Source organism: Labrenzia sp. THAF187b, assembly GCF_009363375.1.
GTDB classification, from domain to species: domain Bacteria; phylum Pseudomonadota; class Alphaproteobacteria; order Rhizobiales; family Stappiaceae; genus Roseibium; species Roseibium algicola.
Genome location: NZ_CP045344.1, coordinates 5051153 through 5073437 on the forward strand (window position 1 = coordinate 5051153; position 22285 = coordinate 5073437).

At 59.2% G+C, this 22285-nt stretch carries 21 protein-coding genes; 9 read left to right on the top strand and 12 right to left on the bottom strand.

From position 1 onward, the window contains the following. Nucleotides 1-27: 27 nt before the first annotated feature. The 3 genes from FIV03_RS23130 (at nt 28) to FIV03_RS23140 (ending at nt 1882) form a co-directional block, all read left to right on the top strand. Nucleotides 28-756, top strand: coding sequence for an SDR family NAD(P)-dependent oxidoreductase (locus FIV03_RS23130; protein ID WP_152511124.1), 729 nt, complete (start codon nt 28-30; stop codon nt 754-756). Between the two features lie 92 nt (nt 757-848). Continuing rightward, nucleotides 849-1463, top strand: coding sequence for an HAD-IA family hydrolase (locus FIV03_RS23135; protein WP_152511125.1), 615 nt, complete (start codon nt 849-851; stop codon nt 1461-1463). A gap of 47 nt (nt 1464-1510) precedes the next feature. Further along, a complete protein-coding gene (locus FIV03_RS23140) occupies nt 1511-1882 on the top strand; it encodes a VOC family protein (protein WP_152511126.1) in 372 nt (123 codons plus the stop codon). Nucleotides 1883-1888: 6 nt separating this feature from the next. Here the strand turns inward: FIV03_RS23140 and FIV03_RS23145 are convergent, their stop codons facing one another. From FIV03_RS23145 to FIV03_RS23185, 9 genes are all read right to left on the bottom strand, one after another. Continuing rightward, on the bottom strand, nt 1889-2686 hold the full coding sequence (locus tag FIV03_RS23145; RefSeq protein ID WP_077290117.1) for an inositol monophosphatase family protein: 798 nt from the start codon (nt 2684-2686) through the stop codon (nt 1889-1891). Nucleotides 2687-2793: 107 nt separating this feature from the next. Further along, nucleotides 2794-4215, bottom strand: coding sequence for a ribosome biogenesis GTPase Der (gene der / locus FIV03_RS23150; protein ID WP_023003952.1), 1422 nt, complete (start codon nt 4213-4215; stop codon nt 2794-2796). Between the two features lie 47 nt (nt 4216-4262). Then, nucleotides 4263-5615: a PQQ-binding-like beta-propeller repeat protein gene (locus tag FIV03_RS23155; protein ID WP_152511127.1), complete on the bottom strand. Its 1353-nt coding sequence runs from the start codon at nt 5613-5615 to the stop codon at nt 4263-4265. Further along, on the bottom strand, nt 5612-6295 hold the full coding sequence (locus FIV03_RS23160; RefSeq protein ID WP_152511128.1) for a tetratricopeptide repeat protein: 684 nt from the start codon (nt 6293-6295) through the stop codon (nt 5612-5614). Before FIV03_RS23160 ends, FIV03_RS23155 begins: the two co-directional genes overlap by 4 nt. A gap of 201 nt (nt 6296-6496) precedes the next feature. Beyond that, on the bottom strand, nt 6497-7081 hold the full coding sequence (locus tag FIV03_RS23165; protein ID WP_062489062.1) for an NnrU family protein: 585 nt from the start codon (nt 7079-7081) through the stop codon (nt 6497-6499). 100 nt (nt 7082-7181) lie between these two features. Continuing rightward, nucleotides 7182-8321: a Gfo/Idh/MocA family oxidoreductase gene (locus FIV03_RS23170; protein WP_152511129.1), complete on the bottom strand. Its 1140-nt coding sequence runs from the start codon at nt 8319-8321 to the stop codon at nt 7182-7184. Nucleotides 8322-8407: 86 nt separating this feature from the next. Next, nucleotides 8408-8815, bottom strand: a complete 408-nt coding sequence (locus tag FIV03_RS23175) for a Fur family transcriptional regulator (protein ID WP_023003947.1) — start codon at nt 8813-8815, stop codon at nt 8408-8410. Next, on the bottom strand, nt 8812-9639 hold the full coding sequence (znuB, locus tag FIV03_RS23180) for a zinc ABC transporter permease subunit ZnuB (RefSeq protein WP_023003946.1): 828 nt from the start codon (nt 9637-9639) through the stop codon (nt 8812-8814). The genes FIV03_RS23175 and znuB overlap by 4 nt, the downstream gene beginning before the upstream one ends. Then, nucleotides 9629-10471, bottom strand: coding sequence for a metal ABC transporter ATP-binding protein (locus tag FIV03_RS23185; protein WP_152511130.1), 843 nt, complete (start codon nt 10469-10471; stop codon nt 9629-9631). Before FIV03_RS23185 ends, znuB begins: the two co-directional genes overlap by 11 nt. Before the next feature lie 170 nt (nt 10472-10641). Between FIV03_RS23185 and FIV03_RS23190 the strand changes: the two genes are divergently transcribed. Both FIV03_RS23190 and pcaF read left to right on the top strand, forming a co-directional pair. Continuing rightward, a complete protein-coding gene (locus FIV03_RS23190; RefSeq protein WP_152511131.1) occupies nt 10642-12045 on the top strand; it encodes a mannose-1-phosphate guanylyltransferase/mannose-6-phosphate isomerase in 1404 nt (467 codons plus the stop codon). A gap of 118 nt (nt 12046-12163) precedes the next feature. Beyond that, entirely contained in the window at nt 12164-13366 is a 1203-nt protein-coding gene (pcaF, locus tag FIV03_RS23195) for a 3-oxoadipyl-CoA thiolase (RefSeq protein ID WP_152511132.1), read from the top strand. Nucleotides 13367-13377: 11 nt separating this feature from the next. Here pcaF and FIV03_RS23200 read toward each other — a convergent pair whose 3' ends face one another. Together FIV03_RS23200 and FIV03_RS23205 are read right to left on the bottom strand one after the other, a co-directional pair. Next, complete coding sequence (locus tag FIV03_RS23200; RefSeq protein WP_152511133.1) at nt 13378-13803, bottom strand: hypothetical protein; 426 nt, start codon at nt 13801-13803, stop codon at nt 13378-13380. 541 nt (nt 13804-14344) lie between these two features. Further along, the gene (locus FIV03_RS23205) at nt 14345-14731 is read right to left on the bottom strand and encodes a hypothetical protein (protein WP_152511134.1); all 387 of its coding nucleotides are present in this window, start codon (nt 14729-14731) and stop codon (nt 14345-14347) included. Between the two features lie 307 nt (nt 14732-15038). Here FIV03_RS23205 and FIV03_RS23210 point away from each other — a divergent pair, with 307 nt between their 5' ends. From FIV03_RS23210 to FIV03_RS23225, 4 genes are all read left to right on the top strand, one after another. Then, nucleotides 15039-15596: a helix-turn-helix transcriptional regulator gene (locus FIV03_RS23210; RefSeq protein WP_023003940.1), complete on the top strand. Its 558-nt coding sequence runs from the start codon at nt 15039-15041 to the stop codon at nt 15594-15596. A 27-nt stretch (nt 15597-15623) separates the two neighbouring features. After that, a complete protein-coding gene (locus tag FIV03_RS23215) occupies nt 15624-16727 on the top strand; it encodes an efflux RND transporter periplasmic adaptor subunit (protein ID WP_152511135.1) in 1104 nt (367 codons plus the stop codon). Continuing rightward, on the top strand, nt 16724-20287 hold the full coding sequence (locus FIV03_RS23220) for an efflux RND transporter permease subunit (RefSeq protein WP_152511136.1): 3564 nt from the start codon (nt 16724-16726) through the stop codon (nt 20285-20287). Before FIV03_RS23215 ends, FIV03_RS23220 begins: the two co-directional genes overlap by 4 nt. Nucleotides 20288-20440: 153 nt before the next feature. Further along, nucleotides 20441-21394 carry a helix-turn-helix domain-containing GNAT family N-acetyltransferase gene (locus tag FIV03_RS23225; protein WP_152511137.1) on the top strand — a complete coding sequence of 318 codons (954 nt, stop codon included), beginning with the start codon at nt 20441-20443 and terminating at the stop codon, nt 21392-21394. A 98-nt stretch (nt 21395-21492) separates the two neighbouring features. On the opposite strand, the gene FIV03_RS23230 is transcribed toward FIV03_RS23225, so the two are convergent. Then, entirely contained in the window at nt 21493-22242 is a 750-nt protein-coding gene (locus tag FIV03_RS23230) for an SDR family oxidoreductase (RefSeq protein WP_152511138.1), read from the bottom strand. Nucleotides 22243-22285: the final 43 nt, after the last annotated feature.

The window sequence follows — 22285 nt, forward strand, 5'->3', positions numbered from 1 at the left end:
AAGGCAAATTGATCTAAGAGATCACGCATGATCAAAGACTTTGAAGGCCGGGTCGCTCTCGTCACCGGCGCCTCCCGCGGAATTGGCTATCAGATCGCAAAGCAGCTCGGCGAACGTGGTGCGCATGTCATTGCGCTTGCGCGGACTGTCGGCGGCCTGGAAGACCTCGATGACGAGATCCGCTCCGCAGGCGGGGAAACAACGCTCGTCCCGCTTGACCTGACCGACTTCGACGCGCTCGACCGGCTTGGCGCTGCGATCTACGAACGCTGGAAGAAGCTCGATATCTTTGTTGCCAATGCCGGCATGCTGGGTGTTCTGTCACCGATCGGCCACATCAGCCCGAAGGACTTCGAGAAAGTGACGGCCGTGAATGTCGTTGCCAACTGGCGGCTGATCCGCTCTCTGGACCCGCTCCTGCGCCAGTCGGACGCGGGCCGTGCACTGTTCCTGTCTTCCGTTCATGCAAGCACCTGCACACCCTTCTGGGGCCTACAGTCCATCAGCAAGGCTTCCGTGGAAGCCATGGCACGGACCTGGGCGAACGAAAGCCTGCAGACCAAGATGAAGATCAACCTGGCTGACCCGGGCCCAACCCGCACAGGGCTGCGCGCCAAGGCAATGCCGGGTGAGCTTGCCACCAATCTTCCGACGCCGGATGATGTTGCGGCAGATCTTCTGCCTTTGCTGATGCCGGACGTACTGGAAACCGGCCGCCTGTACGACCGCGTCAGCGGAGAATGGATTCAGCCCTAAGGCGGATCCTGTTGGGCAAATCCCATCAAGGGTTGCACAGCCCGTTTTTTCGCTTTACGCCTTCCGGTCGATGATCGGAAGGGAAGCATACCATGCGGTCAGATATCAGTGTCATCGCCTGGGATTTCGACGGCGTTCTAAACCGCAATGTCGTCGACGGCAGGTTCATCTGGGCCGACACGCTGGAGAGCGACCTCGGCATCGCGCTCGATGCATTCGAACGCGGCGTCTTCGATGCCTCCTTCCTGCAAGTCATCTCCGGGAAACGGGACATAAAAACTCACCTGCAAGACTGGCTTGACCGGTGCGGCTACCTCCTGGATGCGGGAGACCTTCTCGACTACTGGTTTGCCAAGGATGATCTGCGGGATCCCTTCACCTGCAGCCTGCTTGAACATCTGACAAGCCATGACGTCGTTCAGGTGATAGCGACGAACAATGAAGATCGCCGCTCCAGCTACATTGAGCACCAGTCCGGCTTCGGCTCGCTCGTCAGCCAGATTTTCTCCTCCGGCCGCATCAAATCAGCCAAGCCGGACACCGCGTTCTTTGCCCATGTCAGTGACACTCTCAAGGTTGCCCCGTCCGAGATCTTGCTGATCGACGACAGCGCCACAAACGTTCGCGTAGCGAAGGCGCTTGGCTGGAAGGGCTTTCATTTTACCGAGAAGACCCGCCTGGAACTTGCTTCCTTTCTGGAACTTTGAAAGCATGCAGGGTATCCAGCGGCGGTCGCTGCAGAGGAGCCAGGAAGATGAAACTCGGCGCGTTCTCGGTCAGTCTGGCCGTCAAGGATCTCGAAAAATCGAAGGCGTTCTACGAAGGTCTTGGCTTCGTGGATATCGGCATCTCGGACGCGGACAACTGGGTGGTCCTGAAGAACGGCGATACCATCATCGGGCTGTTTCAGGGCATGTTCGACAAGAACATACTCACCTTCAATCCCGGCTGGGACCAGGATGCCAGGACACTGGAAGATTTTCAGGATGTGCGGGATATACAAAAGGCGCTGAAGGCGAAGGGATACGCTTTTGTATCCGAAGCTGACGAGGCCGGCAGTGGTCGGGCCAGCTTCATGCTGGTCGACCCGGATGGAAACCCGGTTCTTGTCGACCAGCATGTGTGAGGCTGATTAAGCAGCTTCGAAAGGCGCAAAGGAACTTTCGGCGATTTCCTTCAGGTCGGCAAAAACACCGGGAGCGCCAACAACGACGCGTGCGCCGTTGTAAAGGGACTGGTTGATGTCCTGTTCCAGAACTTCACCACCCGCTTCCTTGGTGATCAGCATGCCTGCAAGGCAGTCCCAGGCGTTCATGTGGGATTCTACATAGCCGATAAGGCGCCCGGAAGCCGCGTAGGCAAGCATCAGACCGCCCGAAGCGTTGCGGAAGAACACACCGCCCTTGGAGACCAGGGCACCGACGACGTTGACCGCATCCGTGACGGCAGTGCGGCCGTTGAAACCAACACCGACTGAGCCGTGAGAGAGGCTTTCGCTGTCGGAAGCACGGATCGGCTTGCCATTGAGGAACGCACCGTGACCGGCGGCAGCCTTGAAGGTTTCCTTGGACACCGGATCATGGATCACACCGACAATCACCTGGCCCTGATGAACGCAGGAGATGATGACGCACCACTGCGGAATCCCGGCAACGAAATTTGCCGTACCGTCGATCGGGTCGGTGACCCAGGTATAGCCCGAAGACCCTTCTTCCATGCCATGCTCTTCGCCCAGGATACCGTCGTCCGGATAGCTCTTTGCGAGTTCCGCGCGGATGAGCGTTTCCACATTGCGGTCCGCTTCCGAGACGAGGTCCTGATGACCCTTCTGCGTAATCGTCAGCGTGTCCAGCTTGTGAAAATAGTCGAGACCGAGCTCGCCAGCCTTTTCGGCAAGGGCGACGGCGAATTCCAGCCGGTCGATGGACATGGTTCAAACTCCCTTAAGTGTCGATAGCGCGGCGGGAAGCTGCTTTCCCGCCAGAAAAGAAGAATACTGGCTGGCAGCCTGGCAAAATGGCAGGCTGCCCTCCCCACTCAGCCCCGTTTTCTCTTCGGGGCGTAAGGGTTTTCGCCTTTGCGATAGGACAGGCGAATGGGAGTTCCGTGTATGTTGAAGGTCTGGCGCAGCGAGTTGACCAGATAGCGCGTGTAGCTTTCCGGCAATTGTTCGGGACGCGAACAAAAAACCACGAAATGTGGCGGCCGCGTCTTGGGCTGGGTCATGTAACGCAGGCGCACCCGGCGTCCGGCAACTGCGGGGGGCGGATGGTTCGCGGTGACTTTGTCCAGCCAACGGTTCAGCTTGGCGGTCGAGACACGCGAGTTCCAGGCCTCGTAGGCGGTAAAAACGCTTTCGATCAGGCGATCGACGCCCTGCCCTTGCTGGCCGGACAAAGTCGCGATCTGAACACCGCGGATCTGGTTGAAATACCGCTCGTTGGCGTCCTTGATTTTCTTCCAGGCTTCTTCCCGGTCTTCGATCAGGTCCCACTTGTTGATCGCGATCACCAGCGCGCGGCCTTCGCGCGCAACCAGATCGATGATCTGCAGGTCCTGCTTCTCGAAGGACATGGTGGCGTCCAGCGTGACAACAACCACTTCGGCGAACTTGATCGCACGCAGAGCGTCGGCCACGGAGAGCTTCTCGAGCTTTTCCTGTACGCGCGCCTTTTTCCGGATACCGGCCGTATCGAACAGCTTGATATGCCTGTCGCGCCAGACCCAGTCTACCGAGATGGAATCGCGCGTGATGCCTGCCTCCGGTCCGGTCAGCATGCGGTCTTCGCCCAGCATGCGGTTGATCAGCGTCGACTTGCCCGCATTCGGGCGGCCGACGATGGCAACACGCAGCGGTCTTTCAATGGTACCGACCGGCTCTTCGTCCTCGACGAATTCACCGTCCTCGTCGACATCCACATTGGTGATCGCCTCTTCGCGCTTTGCCTCTTCTTCTTCCGTGACCCGGTCGACATGAGGTTTCAGAGCGTCATAGAGATCAGCAAGCCCTTCGCCGTGCTCAGCGGAGATTGCAATCGGATCACCGAGCCCAAGCGAATAGGATTCGTAAAGTCCGCTCTCTCCGGCCCGACCTTCCGCCTTATTGGCCAGCAGGATCACCGGACGGGTGGTCTTGCGTGCAACTTCGGCAAAATGGGCATCAAGCGGCGTAACACCGGCACGAGCGTCAATCACGAACAGAACCGCGTCGGCGGTTTCGATCGCCTCCTCGGTCTGCCGGCGCATGCGGCCTTCGAGGGATTCCTTGTCCGCATCTTCGAGACCGGCGGTGTCGATGATCGTGAAGCGCAAGTCGCCCAAACGGGCATCGCCCGGCCGCCGGTCACGCGTCACACCAGGTGTGTCGTCTACCAGCGCCAGGCGCTTGCCCACAAGGCGATTGAACAGGGTGGACTTGCCGACATTCGGCCGTCCGATAATGGCGACAGTAGCGCCCACAGCAGTTTCTCCTGATAGGCGGGCCTCTTCGGGCCCTGCCTCAAATGCTAGTTGAAGGCAGCGACGCCGTCATTGCCTGTCAGCACGATAATCCGGCCTCCGGCGACGATCGGTGTCACATAGACATCCGTATTGGTCCGCTGCGTCAACATGGTTTTTCCGGAAGCGGCATCCACGATTGCGATCTGACCGTCGCTGGAAAAGGCAACCAGTGCCCCATTCGCCAGGATCGGGCCAGCCCAGTTGCGGCGCTTCTTCTTCTTTTCCGGACGCGGCAAGGCCGTTGCCCAGAGGGTTTCCCCGTTTTTCAGATTGAGGGCGACCATACGGTCGTCGAGATCAACCATGAACAACGCGCTGCCGGAGACAACCGGCGTGTGCACGCTGCCGAGATCCTGTTCCCAGCGGCGCTGGCCGGTGCGGGCATCCACTGCAACCGTGCGGCCGGCAACACCTGTGGCGTAAACCGTACTGCCGGAGACAACCGGGCTCGCCGAAACGTCCGCGAGACCTGACAGGGCAAGTGTCCTGAAGCCGCGAGACACGCCGTCGATCCAGGCCGGTTCGCCCGACTTGATGTCGATGGCCATGATTTCACCGGAGGAGAACGGCACGATGACACGGTTGCCGGAAATGGCCGGATTGGCCGCAGACAACAGACCAGCGGTTTCCTCGATACCTGCATAGGTCCAGGCAACGCTGCCGTCAGACTGCTTCAGGGCATAGACTTCGTTGGACTGGGATACGACAATGACATGACCGGCACCGGCAACAGGCGCACCACGAGCCGGCGTGTCGATGTCGACTTTCCAGATTTCCCGACCGGAGCCGGCGTCAAGAGCCGCGACCTGACGGTAGCTGGTGGCTGCGTAGACAACGCCGCCTTCAACGGCGACACCACCACCAGGCCCCACATCCCTTTCGCCTTCCGGACGCAGGTTCTGGGTCCACTGGCGTCCACCGCCCGTCGACAACGCTACGACTTCGCCATTCGGCTTGTAGACGTAAATACGGCTGCCATCACTGACCGGACGGGAAGACACCCGAAGTGCGGATGTTGTCAGCCCGCCGCCGGACGAGCCGACCTGAGCGCGCCAGGCACGATTGCCGGAGACGGATATGGCGACGTTGCCCGGATCGTTGGTCAGGCCACCACCGGCTGTTGACCAGGACTGCCCACCAGTCGCAGAACCGACCTTTGCTGCCTGGCCAAGCGCTTCGGCTGCCGGATCGGCACCGTCGAAAACGGGCTGGCGCTCACCCTTGAGGATTTTCTCGCGAGCAAACGGGTTTATGTTCTCGGTAAATTCGCTGACCGACCCGCAACCGGTGAGGACGAGCGAAAGCGCAATGGCACCAAAAACACCGCGTCTGCGGAAAGAAACGGTTACAAAACTCACTGGTTGTTTCCTTCACTGTCCGCCATGGCTTCGCCGTTGCTGGACCGGATCACGTCACTCAGGATCGACACGCGCCGGCTCACGTCTGCCGGAGTTTCCGCGTCGTCTTCAAGAGCAGAAATCCACTGACGGGCTGTTTCAATATCGCCGGCTTTCCATGCACTTAGGGCAAGAAGTTCGCGTGCAGCTGCACGGAACGGACCGGTATCACCGGTCAGCTTCTCGACCCGGTCGGCAATATCGCCGTAGCCTTGCGTGTCGACGGCAAGATAAGCGGCACGCAGCGCTGCAACATCACGCAGAGCATCCATGATGCTGGTATCGCGCGACAAGGCATCGAATTCGGCCAGGGCTTCTTCAGTCTTGCCGGAATTGGAAAGATCGGTTGCCTGGCGCATTTTCGCCAAGGCCGGGTATCCGCCAAGGGCATTGTCCAGTTCACCGTAAAGAGCTGCTGCTTCTTCGTAGTTCTGGGCTTCGGAAAGCCGCACGGCTTCAAAGAACGTGTCACCCGCGCTCTGGGACTGCTGTTCCTGCCAGTAGAGCCAGCCGCGATAACCGCCGGTTCCAACAATGATCAAGACCGCAACGCCAAGCACCCACGGACCGAAGCGGTCCCAAAGCCGACGGTATTTTTCCTGGCGGATATCTTCATCGACTTCACGAAAAATGTCAGACATGCGTGTCTATTTCCTGCATTCACTTCTTCGGCCCGGCACGTCTGCCCGGGCACGGCCCCTTCATGAGTGGCGCACATTATCCACTTGATCCGGCTCGGGCAATTCCCTGAAGGGGCTTAAATCGGTCCTTCATGGCGCAAGTGGGGCAATCCGGCACGGAATGCCGGATTTCTAACGTAATTTCAAGCTCCGCGACCGCTATCAGGCCACCGGAACGCCGATCAACAAGGCGTGCAGCTTCCACGCGAACAGTCCGTAGAGAACCAAGCCCAACAGAATCACGACAAAATCGGAGTATTTTCCGGGCTTGGCCGTTGCCAGTGCACCAATCTGCCCGGCGCCGGGCCCACGGCGCTTGACCGAAATTCGGTCTGCCACGGCCCAGGCGAGAAAACCGCCAAACAAAAGCACCGAAGCCAGATCGCCATTTGCCAGAAGGTGAGCCAATGCCCACAGCTTTACGGCTACCAGCATCGGATGTTTCAGGACTGTCTTGATCCGCGACGGCACATAGGCAGCGACAAGGAAAATGAAAACAGGAACCATGAACAGCATGGTGACGTGGCGCAGCCAGAACGGCGGATCGTACAGCACCGGCGGGCCTTCAAAACGGGCCACGCCATAACCGTAAACGATCAGCCCCAGACCGACGAACGACAAGAGCGTATATAGCCCCTTGTACGGTGTTTCGCCGAGCCTGGACACCAGCCCATTGCGCGTTGCCGGAAACATCGGCAGCGTGTGAATTCCCAAAAACAGCACAAGGCCGGCGATCAACAAGGCCATTCCCGCTCTCCCTCTTTTGCCCGCAAGCGGCCGGGAGCCCTCAGACCCGGACATCCCTTGCGGCGAAGATAGGTGGCTGGCGGTGCACCTGCAACCAGCTTCAGACGAGCAATTTGACTGCCTCAGTGGCAGCAAGCGCCTGTGGACGGCTGGCCTGGTGTTCGATTTCGACAAACGTTCCAGTTTCGGCGGATTTCAAAATCGACACCATGACATCGACCGCATGCAAGGCCCGTTCGAGCGAACAGCGGAACTCGGTATCGTCTCCACTCAGGATCGACTGGGCCATGTCTGCCAGACCGGCAGCCCGGTAGTTCGCACGCGGCAGGCCGTTGTCATCGACATTCGCCAAACCGAACGGGTGCATCGCATCGTCCAGTGGTTTTGTCGTTCCATCTTCGGTGACCAGGCTTACGTCTCCGCCGAAATAGTTCGGGTCGGCCAGAAAAAGTGTTCCCCGGGTTCCGTAAAGCTCCATAGGCTGGTGCCTGTGTGCCCAGACGTCCCAGCTCGCCGTCAGCGTTACTTTTGCACCGCACAGGAACTCGAGAATCGCATGGATCGTAGTTGGGGTGGAGACATCGATCTTTTCACCATTTCGAGTGCCGCTCCCGATCGTCCGGGTCTTGAACGGCATGGCTGACATGGCGCACACACGCTTTACCGGGCCGATCAGATTGAGCAGAGCGGCAATGTAGTAAGGTCCGAGGTCGAGAACCGGCCCCCCTCCCGGCTTGAAGAAGAAGTCCGGGTTGGGATGCCAATGCTCCATGCCGTGACTCATGACATGGCACGTGCCCCCAACGATTTCTCCGATCAGTCCTTCGTCAACTGCCTTGCGGGCAATCTGATGTGCCCCGCCCAGAAACGTATCCGGTGCACACCCGACCCTCAGATGTTTTTTGCGTGCAAAATCGGCAAGCGCCTGCCCGTCCCTGATCGACAGAGCCAGAGGTTTTTCCGAGTAGACATGCTTCCCGTGCGCCAGGATTTCATGGGAAACGAGATAATGGGCATCGGGAACAGTCAGATTGACGATCAGATCGACATCATCCGCCAGAAGCAGGTCGTGAACGGTGAGTGCGCGCACGCCGTATTCGGATGCGCGCTCTTCCGCAGCATGACGGTTCAGATCCGCACAGGCCCTGATTTCAAGGCCATTGAACTTTGGCGCCAGATCAAAATAGGTCTTTGAGATAGTGCCGCATCCGATGATGCCGATGCCCAGTTTGTCTGTCATGAACCTCTCCGGGGATTCGATGCAGACATCCTAGAACAAAGACAGTGTCTCGGAAATCAAATGGATGCCGGGAAACGCCGCCAGGGTTACATCGGCATGGTGCACTGCCGGCAGGTGCCGCGCAGCTCGATGGTGGTCCGGGACAACTGGAAGCCTTCGCTCTGCGTCCATTCCCTCAGGAGGGAAATGGCCTTGTCCGGCGTGAACTCGCTGACGACACCACATTTTTCACAGATGGCGAAGGCAGCCGTGCCATGGCCGGAGCAGCCCTTGTGGGAACAGGCTACAAAGGCATTGAGGCTTTCCAGCCGGTGGACCATTCCGTATTCCACCAGCTTGTCGAGAGCCCGGTAGACCTGCAGCGGCGCACGGAAACCGCTGTCGCGCAACAGATCGAGAATCGCATAGGCCGTCAAAGGTCCACCCGCGTCCGACAACGAGCCGAACACCAGGGCCTGGTTCTTGGTCAGTTCGGGATGTGTCTCAACGCTCACGGACGATCTCCTTTCGTGCTCGATCTCACCCTTCTCACGATTTGCACGCCCGGGACAAGACTGACGACAAACAGTGCCATCGCCGCAACGACGATGGAGGGGCCGGACGGGGTATCGTAGGCTAGCGAACTATAGAGCCCGCCGACGACGGCGGCGGCTCCGGTCAAGGCTGCAATCACCGCCATCTGTTCCGGCGATGCCGACAGGCGCCGGGCGGCTGCGGCGGGAATGATCAGCAGCGCGGTAATCAGCAGCGCGCCGATGATCTTCAGAGAAATGGCAATGACGATTGCCGTCAGCAGCATGAAGATCAGCTCGGTCCGCTCAGGCTTCAGCCCCTCGCCCGCGGCAAGGTCCGGACTGACCGTTGCCGCGAACAGGCGGCGCCAGATGACTACGAGAACACCGAGCACGATCGCGCCGCCAGCGTATATCATGGCAATGTCCATGGGTGTGACGGCCAGGATGTCGCCGAAGAGCAGCCCCAGCAGATCGACCCGGACCCATGTCATGAAGGCCAGACAGACCAACCCCAGGGCGAGCGCGGAATGGGACAGCAAGCCAAGCAACGCATCGGAAGACAGCGTGTCGCTGCGCCTCAGTGCCATCAGCACGATCGCCAGAAGGATGGAAACGACCCCGACGGCCAACGTGGTGTTGACGTTGAGCAGCAGCGACAGGGCAACGCCCAGCAAGGCTGCGTGCGACAGCGTATCGCCGAAATAGGCCATGCGACGCCAGACGATGAAACAGCCAAGCGGTCCTGCAACAAGTGCCACACCTATGCCGGCAATGAGTGCACGGGTGAAGAAATCATCCAGCATTTCGAATGCCGCCTTCTTTCTCCGCAGCCGCGTCGGCAGATGCGTGATGATGCTCGCCGGAACAGGAGGAACACAGTGAACCGTCCGCGTGACGCACCTTTCCGTCCGGCAGATGCACGTGGTCATGGTGATGTTCATAGACGGCAATCGCCGCATTGCGCCGGTTGCCAAACAGCGCATGATACCGGTCATCACGGCTGACGTCAGAAGGGGTTCCGCGGCAGCAAACGTGACCATTGAGGCAAATCACCTGATCCGCAGCCGCCATCACGACATGAAGATCGTGAGAGATCATCAGGATGCCGCAGCCAAGCGTGTTGCGGATTTCGGAAATGAGGTCGTAGATCGCGATTTCACCGGCATAATCCACGCCTTGCACCGGTTCGTCCAACACCAGCAGCCCGGGATTGCGGGCAATCGCGCGCGCCAGCATGACACGCTGCATTTCCCCTCCGGAGAGCGTGCGCATCTGAGAGGTCATCAGCCTTTCAGCACCTGTGCGCGCCAGCGCCGCGCGGCATTCGGCATCGGACAGGGGGTTCGTCAGCCGCATGAACCTGGCGACCGTCAGCGGCAACGTCCAGTCGATGGCGAGCTTCTGCGGCACATAGCCAATCTTCAGGCCGGGCTTGCGTTCGGCACGGCCTTCGCTCGGGCTCAGGATACCAAGCGCCATCTTGGCCGTTGTCGACTTGCCGGAACCGTTGGGCCCGATAAGCGTCACGATTTCACCCGGAGAAACCGATAGATCTACGCTGCGCACCAGCCATTCACCGCCCTTGCGGATGCCCGCGCGGTCAAGCTGAACAAGCCTGGTATCCGAATTTGTCATAGTCCTGAAGCCTGTTGCGCTCTTTGGGAACCAACGCCCTGGCGTTACGTTATTACGTATGTAGCGTTCAAGCCACTTGCTTGCAACTTGTCCCGGTGCTGATTAACACTCAAAGCAACACCGGTGCGCCCGCAAGCGCCCGAATGTGCCAGCAGAACAGGAAGCAAAGCATGATTTTCCCTTGTATTTTGTCCGGTGGTGTCGGTTCGCGGCTGTGGCCGCTGTCACGCACCGACCGGCCAAAACAGTTTTTGCCACTGTTTGGCGGGGAAAGTCTGTTCCAGAAGACCTGCAAGCGTGTCAATCGGCCGGACTTTGCCGCTCCGATCGTGATCGGCAGCAATGCCCACCGGTTTCTGATCGGCGAGCAGCTCAACGAACTGGGGCTCGAAGCCCAGTCGATCCTGCTTGAGCCTGTCGGCCGCAATACAGCGCCCCCTGCCCTGATGGCAGCGTTGATTGCAGCAGAAACCGACCCGAACGCCCTGATCCTGCTGTTGCCCTCCGACCACCTGATCCGGAAGGAAGATCTTTTCCTGACTGCCGTCCATCAGGCGGAGACGGCTGCTCGCGCAGGAAAGATCGTGACCTTCGGCATCGAACCCAGCGAAGCCAATACCGGATACGGATATATCAAGGTTGCAAGTGGCAGCGAGCCTGTGCGGCCTGTGGAAGCCTTTGTCGAGAAGCCTGACCAGGACCGTGCCGATGCCTTCCTGAGGGACGGCAGTTATGTCTGGAATGCCGGCATCTTTCTTTATGCCGCCAATACGATGATTGATGCTTTCAAGAAGCACCAGCCGGAGCTTTACGAGAACATCGTCGCCGTCATGAAGACACGGCATGGGGATCTGGATTTTACGCGACTGAACCAGGAAGCCTTCGAAGCACTGGACAACATTTCCATCGACTACGCCATCATGGAAAAGGCGGACAACGTCGTCTGCGCCCCCGTTGCACCGGAATGGGACGACCTGGGCTCCTGGTCGGCAATCTGGACGGTCCTGGACAAGGATGCCCAGGGCAATTCCGGATTGGGCGATGCCCGCTTTCTCGATAGCAACAACTGCCTGGCCTATGCTGAACGCGGGCTCGTATCCGTTATCGGCCTTGAGGATGTCATGGTGATCGCCACGACCGACAGCGTTCTTGTTGCCCACAAGGACAAGGCGCAGGACGTCAAGACCGTTGTGGAGCAACTGAAGGCGGAAGGCAGGCATGAGGTGGACCGGCACCCGAGGTCCTACCGTCCCTGGGGCTACACCGAACGCATCAACGCCGGCGAACGTTTCTCCGTTCAGTCGATGATGATCAAGCCGGGCAAGAGGCTCAGCCTGCAAAGCCACCTTCACCGGACGGAGCACTGGGTGGTGGTGTCCGGTACGCTCGAGATCACGATCAACGGCGAAACGCGCCTGCTCAGCGAAAACCAGTCCGCGTATGTGCCGCTTGGAGCGCAGCACACGTTGCATAACCCGGGCAAGATTCCGGTGCGGATGATTGAGGTGCAGTCCGGAACCTACTTGCAGGAAGACGATATCCGGCGCCATCCGGAAACATCACAAAATCCCTAACGAGATCGACTTTCCCGTGATGTGTCCTTGCCCTGCCAGATGATTTCCGGCAAGACTTCACCCCAATTCGCGACAATGCCCCAAAGGCCAACGCCGCGCGACGGAGAGGAAAACGCTCATGCATCATGTCTTCATTTGCGATTATGTCCGCACGCCCATCGGACGCTATGGCGGCATGCTGTCCTCCGTACGCGCTGACGATCTTGGTGCGATCCCCATCAGCGCCCTCATGGAGCGCAATCCGGATACGGACTGGGCCGAGGTAGATGATGTCTTTTATGGCTGTGCCAACCAGGCCGGTGAAGACAATCGAAACGTCGCGCGCATGTCGGCACTGCTGGCAGGCCTGCCGGAGACAGTTCCCGGTCTGACGCTCAACCGGCTTTGTGGCTCGGGAATGGATGCCGTCATGACTGCGGCCAGGGCGATCAAGGCCGGCGAAATCGATCTGGCCATCGCTGGCGGCGTTGAAAGCATGTCCCGCGCACCTTTTGTCATGCCAAAGGCAGACACCGCCTTTTCCCGCTCGGCCGAGATCTTCGACACGACAATCGGCTGGCGCTTCGTCAATCCGCTTCTCAAACGCCAATATGGTATCGATTCCATGCCGGAAACGGCGGAAAACGTTGCCGAACAATTCCAGATCTCGCGACAGGACCAGGATGCCTTCGCGCTGCGCAGCCAGCAGCGAGCCTCCGTCGCTCAGCAATCCGGTCGTTTCGCAGAAGAAATCGTTCCTGTGATGATCCCGCAGCGCAAGGGCGACCCTATACTGGTGGACAAGGACGAACACCCCAGGAACACAACGCTGGAGGCCCTCTCCGCGCTCAAGACGCCGTTCCGTGAAAATGGTTCGGTGACCGCCGGCAACGCGTCCGGTGTCAACGACGGTGCTGCGGCTTTGCTGATCGCGTCGGAAGCTGCGGTGGCCAAGCACAATCTCACGCCGATCGCCCGCGTCGTCGGCGGAGCTACCGCCGGCGTTCCGCCGCGGATCATGGGCATTGGTCCCGCACCGGCGACGCGCAAGCTTTGCGCGCGCCTCGGAATCGCGCTGCCGGAGTTCGACGTGATCGAACTCAACGAAGCTTTCGCAGCCCAGGGCATTGCGGTCATGCGAGACCTTGGCCTGCCCGAAGACAGCGAAATCCTCAATCCGAACGGCGGTGCGATTGCACTCGGTCATCCGTTGGGGATGTCTGGTGCCAGAATCACGGGAACAGCAGCGCTGGAACTGAAAAAGCGAGGAGGAAACCTGGCGCTTGCCACCATGTGCATCGGTGTCGGCCAGGGTATAGCGCTGGCTCTGGCAGCAGCGTGAGGCGTTTCTGATCAGATCGACAGTTTGGCGTGCCGGTATTCACCAGTGCGCCCAAACCGGCTTGGGCCAGCCACCACCGGCACAGGCCGATCTTTTGCGGCAGGTGATGCTGTCTGAGGAAAAGGCCCAGACTGCACCCTCCTCTCCATCGTGTCGCTGACTTCGCCCAGTTCATCCGACAGCCTTTCGAAGAGCAGGCTGGGCATGCGCAGCGTCGCGACATAGTAGGAAATCGCCTCATCTGCCACTTTTTCCAGGTCCAGTTGACCGATCTCGCGCAGAGCATTTTCCGCCATCACATGAAGCTCGACCGCGTCTTCGACCAGCGGCTGTGCAACCTCTACCGCCTGGTCGGAATGGCTAGCAACCCAAAAGGCGGCTGACGCTGAAAGGCTAGCAAAAACAAAAACGTGCAAGTTTCTCAAAAGAAATCGCATTGCAACCCCAATGAATAATTAACAAAACGTTAAACTACCATTGGTCGTACAGGGCGCGCGGACGATCTGCAACCTGTCCTTGCAGTTCGCCCGTTTTTTTCGAACGCCATGGTTAACAGCGGTCTGCGCTGTTCGGAGACTTACCCTTCTTCGCTTCCCGATCCTGGAACGGACGTGTGCGGGACGTGCTGAAAGTCCTTCAGCTACATCACCAGGCGGCCCTTTCTCGGCACTGGAAACGGGGCATTGTCAGATTTGCCTGTAGGTATTTGCAGGTACGTAAAATTTTACATGCCGTATTACCGGGACTTTAGATCCTGCGACTGTATAAGCGCTGCATCAAAACGGAGGACGTCATGATCGAAAGGACCGGTGAGATGAGGCTCTCATCCCTGGGATTGCTGCTACTTTTAGCAGCTGCGGCCATGACCTTGTTTGCTGATTTGGGGCCACAGCCCTCGACTTCCGCCAAGGCCAAGTCAGTTTACCAGCAACTCGCTCATTGACCGTTTACGCAAGGTGCCGAACTGACCGAGAAGGTTCACCGGCGCAGATCGTGTCCGCGATCTGCTCTGGCTGGAACCGGCACCGGTTTCATTTGCCCGGTGAAAGATATCGGCAGTCTGCGCCTTGCGGCCCCACCTCCGCCTTTTCCGCTTCGGCCGGTTTCACCCAACAGCATGATGGCTGAGCCCATGACCACGGACCCGAGCGTGATGAACAGGCCGAATGCCAGCATGACGACCGGCAGCACGGGGTCCTCTGCCGACATGACAAGCACTCTCAGATTACCGATATTGCCGAGGAAAATGCCGCCGAGCACAAGGCCGGCAACTGCCGTTCCCGCCAGGCCGTTGACTGCAAGCAGACGAAACAAGGGATCTCTCGGAAGCTTCAAGCGAACCGGCCCCTTCATCGACCATGCCATGGCGCACACTCCTCGCTCTGCGATTGCTGTTGCGATGCATGATCAGCCTAGCGCCGATCGATACCTGCCAACAACCTGTCAAATAGACCGATTAAGATCATTTTGAAGATCAGCTCATAGTTTGTTCATCCTCGACGCAAGATTTGTGCAGCGCACCCTTGATTACAAAGGCGTGAGCATATATTTGTTCGATATATCGAACCAACATATGACACTTCTTACGATGCCTATAGCGTCATCCGGATCGCAACCGGGCTCGTATGAAGGCCGTCATGCCGGGAGGACGCTCCCAGGCACGGAGTTGTCAATGAGTGTACGCAGTCTCTGCCTCGCAATCCTTTCTTTCGGGGATGCCACCGGATACGAAATCCGGAAGGAGTCGACCGAAGGCCGGTTCAGCTATTTCGATGATGCGAGCTTCGGCTCGATCTATCCGGCGCTGGCGCGTCTGGAATCGGAAGGGCTTGTAACCGTGCGCGAGGAACCGCAGGCAGGCAAACCCGCCCGCAAGGTCTATTCCATCACCGACGCCGGCCGGGAAGACTTCATCCAGTCCCTGTGCGATCCACAGGCACCGGACACTTTCAAATCTCCCTTTCTGTTGATCGCCCTCAACGCCGCGCAACTGCCTCCCGAGGTGATCCGCCGCGCGGTCGAACGGCGCAAGGCGCAGGTGCACGCTGAATTGCGCCTGCTGACAGACAACGAAAAAGACCAGGAATGTTCGCACCCCGGGTCCAACTGGACCCGTGAATACGGAATTGCCTGCATGAATTTCACCCTCGCCTATCTGGAAGAACACGGCGAGGCACTGATCAGGATTGCCGAAGAAGCGGCGCAGCCGGTTGCGGCAGCCGCGGAGTAAGCGCGAGACGTTTCGGAGCTTTAGACAATGCGAGTGAAGTTTTCCTACCTCCTGGCGACCGGCATCGCGGCCGGCATCGGTTTCTGGATGTATAGCGGCACGATGGTGATCGGTGGTGTCGGCGACAGCGAACATGCCACCCCGCCCCCGGCGCTCAGGGTCAGTCAGGCTTCCACCGAGACCTTCCGCGTTCAGGTGGAACGTCTGGTGGCGCAAGACCGCCGAGCCGTTCTGGAAGTGCGCGGGCGCACCGAAGCCGAAGCCACGGTGGCTGTCAGATCCAAGACAACCGATGACGTGGTGGAGCGTCCGGCTCAGGAAGGCGCGCATGTCGCCGCCGGCGATGTGCTTTGCGTTCTCGACAAGGGGTCGCGGCAGTCACGCATCCTGGAAGCCAAGGCAGCCCTGGCACAGGCGGAACTTGATCATGCAGCGGCAACACAGCTGAACAGCAAGGGTTTCACCGCGCAGACACGTGTGGCGGCCCTGCAGGCCCAGCTGGATGCCGCCAAGGCACGTCTGACCGAAGCCGAACAGGAACTGGGACACACGGTAATCCGTTCGCCGATTTCCGGTGTTATCCAGAGCCCCATGGCTGAAATCGGCGCACAGCTTGAACAAGGCGGCATCTGCGCGACGGTGGTTGATGCGGATCCAATGATTGCCATCGGCGAAGTGTCGGAGCTGAATATCTCCCAGATCTCGCTGGACATGCCGGCAACGGTCACGCTTGTGACGGGTGAATCGCTGAACGGCAAGGTGCGCTACATCTCGCCGACGGCGAATCCGGACACGAAAACCTTCCGTATAGAGATTGAACTCCCCAATCCCGACGGCAAGGCCAGGGACGGCGTGACGGCAGTCACCAAACTGGAGCTGGCTGCGGAAAAGGCGCACAAGATTTCACCAGCGATCCTGACGTTGAACGACGCCGGCCAGGTCGGCATTCGCGCAGTGGACGAAAACAACAAGACTGTCTTCTACCCGGTGAAGGTGCTGGGTGGGGAACAGGACGGAATGTGGATCGGCGGGCTTCCGGACGAAGTCGTCGCCATCACCGTGGGGCAGGAATACGTCTCGGATGGAGAACTCGTGCAACCGGTCTTTGAGACGGCAGAGGTGAGTCAATGATAGACATGCTTGAAGGCGTCCTTCGGCGCCCCAAGACGGTATTCGTGATGATGCTGGCGCTGATCGTTGCCGGTGTCGCCACCTATATCTCGATCCCGAAGGAAGCCAGTCCGGACATCGATCTGCCGATCTTCTACATTTCGATCACCCAGCAGGGCATTTCTCCGGAAGATTCCGAGCGCCTGCTCGTGCGGCCGATGGAAACGGAATTGCGCGGCCTTGACGGGTTGAAGGAAATCACCGCGATCGCGTCGGAAAGTCATGCCGGTATCGTGCTGGAGTTCGACATCTCGTTCAACAAGGACGAGGCGCTGGCGGACGTGCGCGACAAGGTCGACCAGGCCAAGAGCAAGCTGCCGGACGAGGCCGAAGAGCCGACGATCACGGAAATGAACTTCGCGCTTGCGCCGACAATGATCATCGCATTGTCGGGCAACGTGCCGGAGCGCACGCTCTACAAGCACGCCCGGCGTCTCAAGGACGAGATCGAGGCCATCGACACAGTCCGGTCGGCGGATCTGACCGGGCATCGCGAAGAGCTGCTGGAAGTCCTGATCGACACCCAGAAACTGGAATCCTACTCGATCACCCAGCAGGAGCTCCTGAACTCGCTGCAGCTCAACAACCAGCTTGTTCCTGCGGGCTTTATCGACGGTGGCAAGGGCCGCTTCAACGTGAAGGTGCCTGGCCTTGTCGAGACGGCCGAGGATGTCTACACGCTGCCGCTGAAACAAAGCGGTGAAGGTGTCGTGACCCTTGCGGATGTCGCCGAGATCCGGCGCACCTTCAAGGATCCCAATGCCTATACGCGCGTCAATGGCAACCGGGCGATTGCACTGCAGGTCGTCAAGCGCATTGGTACCAACATCATCGAGAACAACGCGGCAGTCCGCGAAGTTGTCGAAAATGCCTCCAAGGACTGGCCGGAAACCGTTCGCGTCGACATGATGCTAGACCAGTCCAACAACATCTTCGAAGTGCTCGGCTCGCTGCAATCGTCGATCCTGACCGCGATCTTCCTGGTGATGATCCTGGTTCTGGCGGCGCTTGGCATGCGCTCCGCGCTGCTCGTGGGTCTGGCGATCCCGACCTCCTTCATGGTCGGCTTCCTGATCCTTGGCGGCGTCGGCTACACGGTCAACAACATGGTCATGTTCGGCCTCGTTCTGACCGTTGGTCTGCTCGTCGACGGTGCCATCGTGATGACCGAATATGCCGACCGCAAAATCCATGAAGGCATGGAGGACCGCGAGGCATATATCCGCGCCGCGAAGCTGATGTTCTGGCCGATCGTCTCCTCGACGGCCACCACGCTGGTAGCGTTCCTGCCCATGCTGCTGTGGCCGGGTGTTGCCGGCGAGTTCATGAGCTACCTGCCGATCATGGTGATCATCGTTCTGACCGCGTCGCTGTTCACGGCCATGGTGTTCCTGCCGGTCACAGGCGGAATCCTGGCGCAGGTCTCTCACTTCCTGAACCGGCATGCCGCTGCGCTTCTGGCACTGACGTTTGCCGTGTTGGCCGCCGTCATTGTCGCGTTCGGTCCCTTCGTTCCCATGGCCCTGGAAGGTGTGGTGCCAGCGATGGCTGCAACTGGCGTCGCCATCCTGTGCGGCCTGGTGGCCTTCGTCCTTGTCGGCTTTGTTTCCTACAAGCTGCTGCTACCGTTTGTGCGCTGGTCTCAGGCACGAGCTGCCAAGAGGGCCGAACTGGAACGTGCGGAGGCTGCGGCCCTTTCCGGCTCCGAAGCTTTCGATGTCAAGAAAGTGAGTGGGTTCACCGGCTTTTATGTTCGCATCCTGAAGATGTTTGCGGGCAACCCGATCGGCAACATCGCCGCCATCGTGCTGCTGATCGGCAGTTGCTTTGCGATCGTCGGCGCGTTCATGGCGAACCCGACCGGTGTTCAGTTCTTCATCGATGAAGAACCGGAACAGGCGGTGGTTCTGATCTCCGGGCGCGGTAACATGTCCGCCTCGGAAGCGCGCGATCTCGTTGTGAAGGTTGAAGACAGGATCCTGTCCATTCCGGGCGTCGACAATGTCATCACCAACGCGTTCACACCCGGCGGTTCGTCCGGCGGCCCCTCCGTGGGCGACGTTCAGGACAAGCCTGCCGACGTGATGGGCGAGATCAATATCGAGCTAGCAGACTTCTGCTGCCGCCGGGTGGCGAAGGAGATCTTCGCCGACATCCGTGCCGCGACCAGTGACATCCCCGGCATCAAGGTGGAGACCCGCAAGATCGAAGGCGGTCCGCCAACGGGCAAGGACCTTCAGCTGGAGATCAAGTCCACCGACTACAACGACATGGTTGCTGCTGTCGCCCGCATTCGCGAGCACATCAACGGCATGGATACGCTGATGAACCAGGAGGACGACCGTCCCCTGCCCGGCATCGAATGGCAGATCTCCATCGATCGGGAACAGGCCGGCCGCTACCAAGCAAGCATCGCTTCCGTCGGCAACATGGTCCAGCTGGTCACCAACGGTGTTCTGATCGGTACCTATCGTCCTGGCGACAGCGAGGACGAGGTGGACATTCGCGTGCGCCTGCCGGAGAACGAGCGGACCATCGACCGGTTCGACCAGCTGCGGCTGCAGACCTCGCTTGGACTGGTGCCGCTGGCGAACTTCGTCAGCCGCGAACCGGCCCAGAAGGTGTCGGAAATCGTGCGTCGTGACGGGCTCTATTCCATGTTCGTGAAGGCGGCGGTCAATCCGGAAAGCGGTTCCACACCGACAGAACAGGTTGCGGCTCTCCAGAAGTGGCTGGATACGCAGGAATGGCCTGCCAACGTGTTCCTGAAATTCCGCGGCGCGGATGAGGACCAGCAGGAGTCAGGCGAGTTCCTGATGAAGGCGATGGTGGCATCGCTGTTCCTGATGTTCCTGATCCTGCTGACCCAGTTCAACTCGTTCTACCAGACGATCCTGACACTCTCGACGGTGGTTCTGTCAGTGTTCGGGGTGCTGCTCGGAATGCTCGTCACCAATCAGCCGTTCTCGATCATCATGACCGGGACCGGGGTGGTGGCGCTTGCTGGGATTGTGGTCAACAACGCCATCGTTCTGATCGATACCTACAACAGGTTCCTTCATGACGGCCTTCCTCCACTGGACGCGATCCTGAAAACATCCGCTCAGCGTATCCGGCCGATTCTGCTGACCACCATCACGACCATCGCCGGCCTGGTGCCCATGGCCACCATGATCAACTTCGATTTCTTCAATCAGGTGATCACCTATGGCGGCATCACGGCGGTCTGGTGGGTGCAGCTGGCAACGGCGGTCATATCCGGCCTTGCTTTCTCCACCTTGCTGACACTGCTGATGATCCCGGTCATGATCGCGCTGCCGAGTGTTTGGGCAAGCACCTTCTGGAAAGTGGTGTCCTCCGTCCGGCGCAAACCCGGTACTGCCACCGAGGAGGAAACTCCCGAACCTGTGGCTCTTGGCGATCAGCCAGAACAGCGCCCGGCGGCAAAGGTGGTTTCCATGCCGAAGCCGTCGCAGCCGAAAATCCCCCCGCAGGAGGAACTGCCGCACGCGGCAGAGTGATCCCAAGGACCTCCAAGCAAAAAGGCCGCCGGTTTCCGGCGGCCTTTTTGTTTCCAACCAGCAGCGTGTCTTCACCCGAATTCCAGCCGCCGCCTCTTGAATTCCGGCTCACCAATCAATATAGTTGCAATATACAACTATATAGGTTTTTGCATGTCTCAGCATCCCCCCTCCCTCGTCAACGATATCCGAGCAGCCTCCCGCCAACTGGTCCGGGAATTCGGCTTTCTGGACAAGACCATCGCCGGTACGGATCTGTCCGGTTCAGGTGTCCATGCAATGATGGAAATCGGCTTGAACCCCGGCATAACGGCCAAGGAAATCTCGACGAGACTAAAGCTCGAGAAATCGACCATCAGCCGTTTGCTGAAGTCACTCGAGGCCCGCGGGGAAATCACGCAAACCCGGTCTGACAGCGATGGCCGATCATTCGGACTGACTTTGACCGAAACCGGAAAGGCCACCTTTGCGAAGATCGACAATTTTGGCGACGCCCTTGCCCGGCGGGCGCTCAATCGGATCAACGGGGACAAGGCACAAGAGATTTGCGATGCCATGTCCGCCTATGCGGAAGCGCTCGCCATGCCTCCGGAAACGCCGGCAGATTACCAGCCACAATTCACGGTCGCTGAAGGTTATCAAACCGGGATGATCGGCGACATTGCCGGAATGCATGCCCGCACACACGGCCACATCGTCGGTATGGGGCCAACATTTGAAAGTGTGGTCTCAAGCGCCATGGCCGAATTCATGCCGCGCATCGGCAAACCGATGAACAACAGCTGGAGCGTGCTCGAAAACGGAGCCGTTATCGGATCGATCACCATCGATGGCGAAGACCTTGGCAACAACATCGCACATTTGCGCTGGTTCATTCTGTCCGAACGCCTGCGAGGCAAAGGACTGGGAAAAGTGCTGCTCCAGAAAGCCCTGGAACACTCGGATGCGCTTGGGTTCGATGAAATCCACCTCTGGACGCTCAAGGGGCTTGAAGCCGCACGTGTGCTCTACGAGAGAAACGGGTTCACCCTTGCGGAGGAATATGTCGGCGACCAGTGGGGCAAGGCCGTCACGGAACAGAAATTCATAAGAATTCACCCGAAATAAATTCGCAGCCCCCACAGGCACCCTATCACTGAGCCATATGAGCCTTTCAGCCCAAAAGGAACGGTTCGGGTCTTCGCCAGAACCGTTCCAGTGCTGGCTCATCCCTTGGAGATGGAGTTCCCGCCATCACAGAGCATGGCGGAACCGGTAACGAAAGAACTGGCGTCGGACAGCAGAAACGCAGCCGCCTTGGCGATCTCTTCGGGTTCGGCCATCCGCTTCAACGCGTGGAGGCCGGCGATATACTCGCGGAATGCCGGGTCATCGCCCCCCATCTCGGTCTTCGTGCCACCAGGAAGAAGCGCATTCACCCGGATGTTTTCCGGTCCGTGTTCCACTGCCAGAACCTGTGTCAGGCCGACAAGCCCCGCCTTTGCAGCCGCATAGGCGGCCATGCCCGGAAAACCGATGGTATGGCCAACGAACGACGAGGTGAACACAATCGACCCGCCTCCCCGCTCACGCATGGCCGGGATCTGGTATTTGGCGGCCAGAAAGGCGCTGTAGAGATTGGTGGCGACAACATGGTTCCAGGTTTCCATGCTCATGTCCGGCACCGGCCCCATCTCTCCAAGCGTACCTGCATTATTGAAGGCACCGTCGAGGCCACCGAAGGCGTCGAGCGTCGCTTTCACGGAAGCTTCGGAAAATGTGGTATCGCAGACATCACCAACGAACAGTGCGATCCGATTGGAGGCATGGGGCAATGATGCCCGCAGCTCTTTCAGTCGGTCTTGCCGTCGGGCAGCCAGCATCAGGTTCGCACCGGTGTCGGCCAAAAGGCGTGCGGCAGCCGCTCCGATGCCACTGCTGGCACCGGTAATCAGAATTGTCTTTCCATCAAGCATGAGAAGGCTCCTCATTTGTCGAGGAGGCCTAATTGAACCAGAA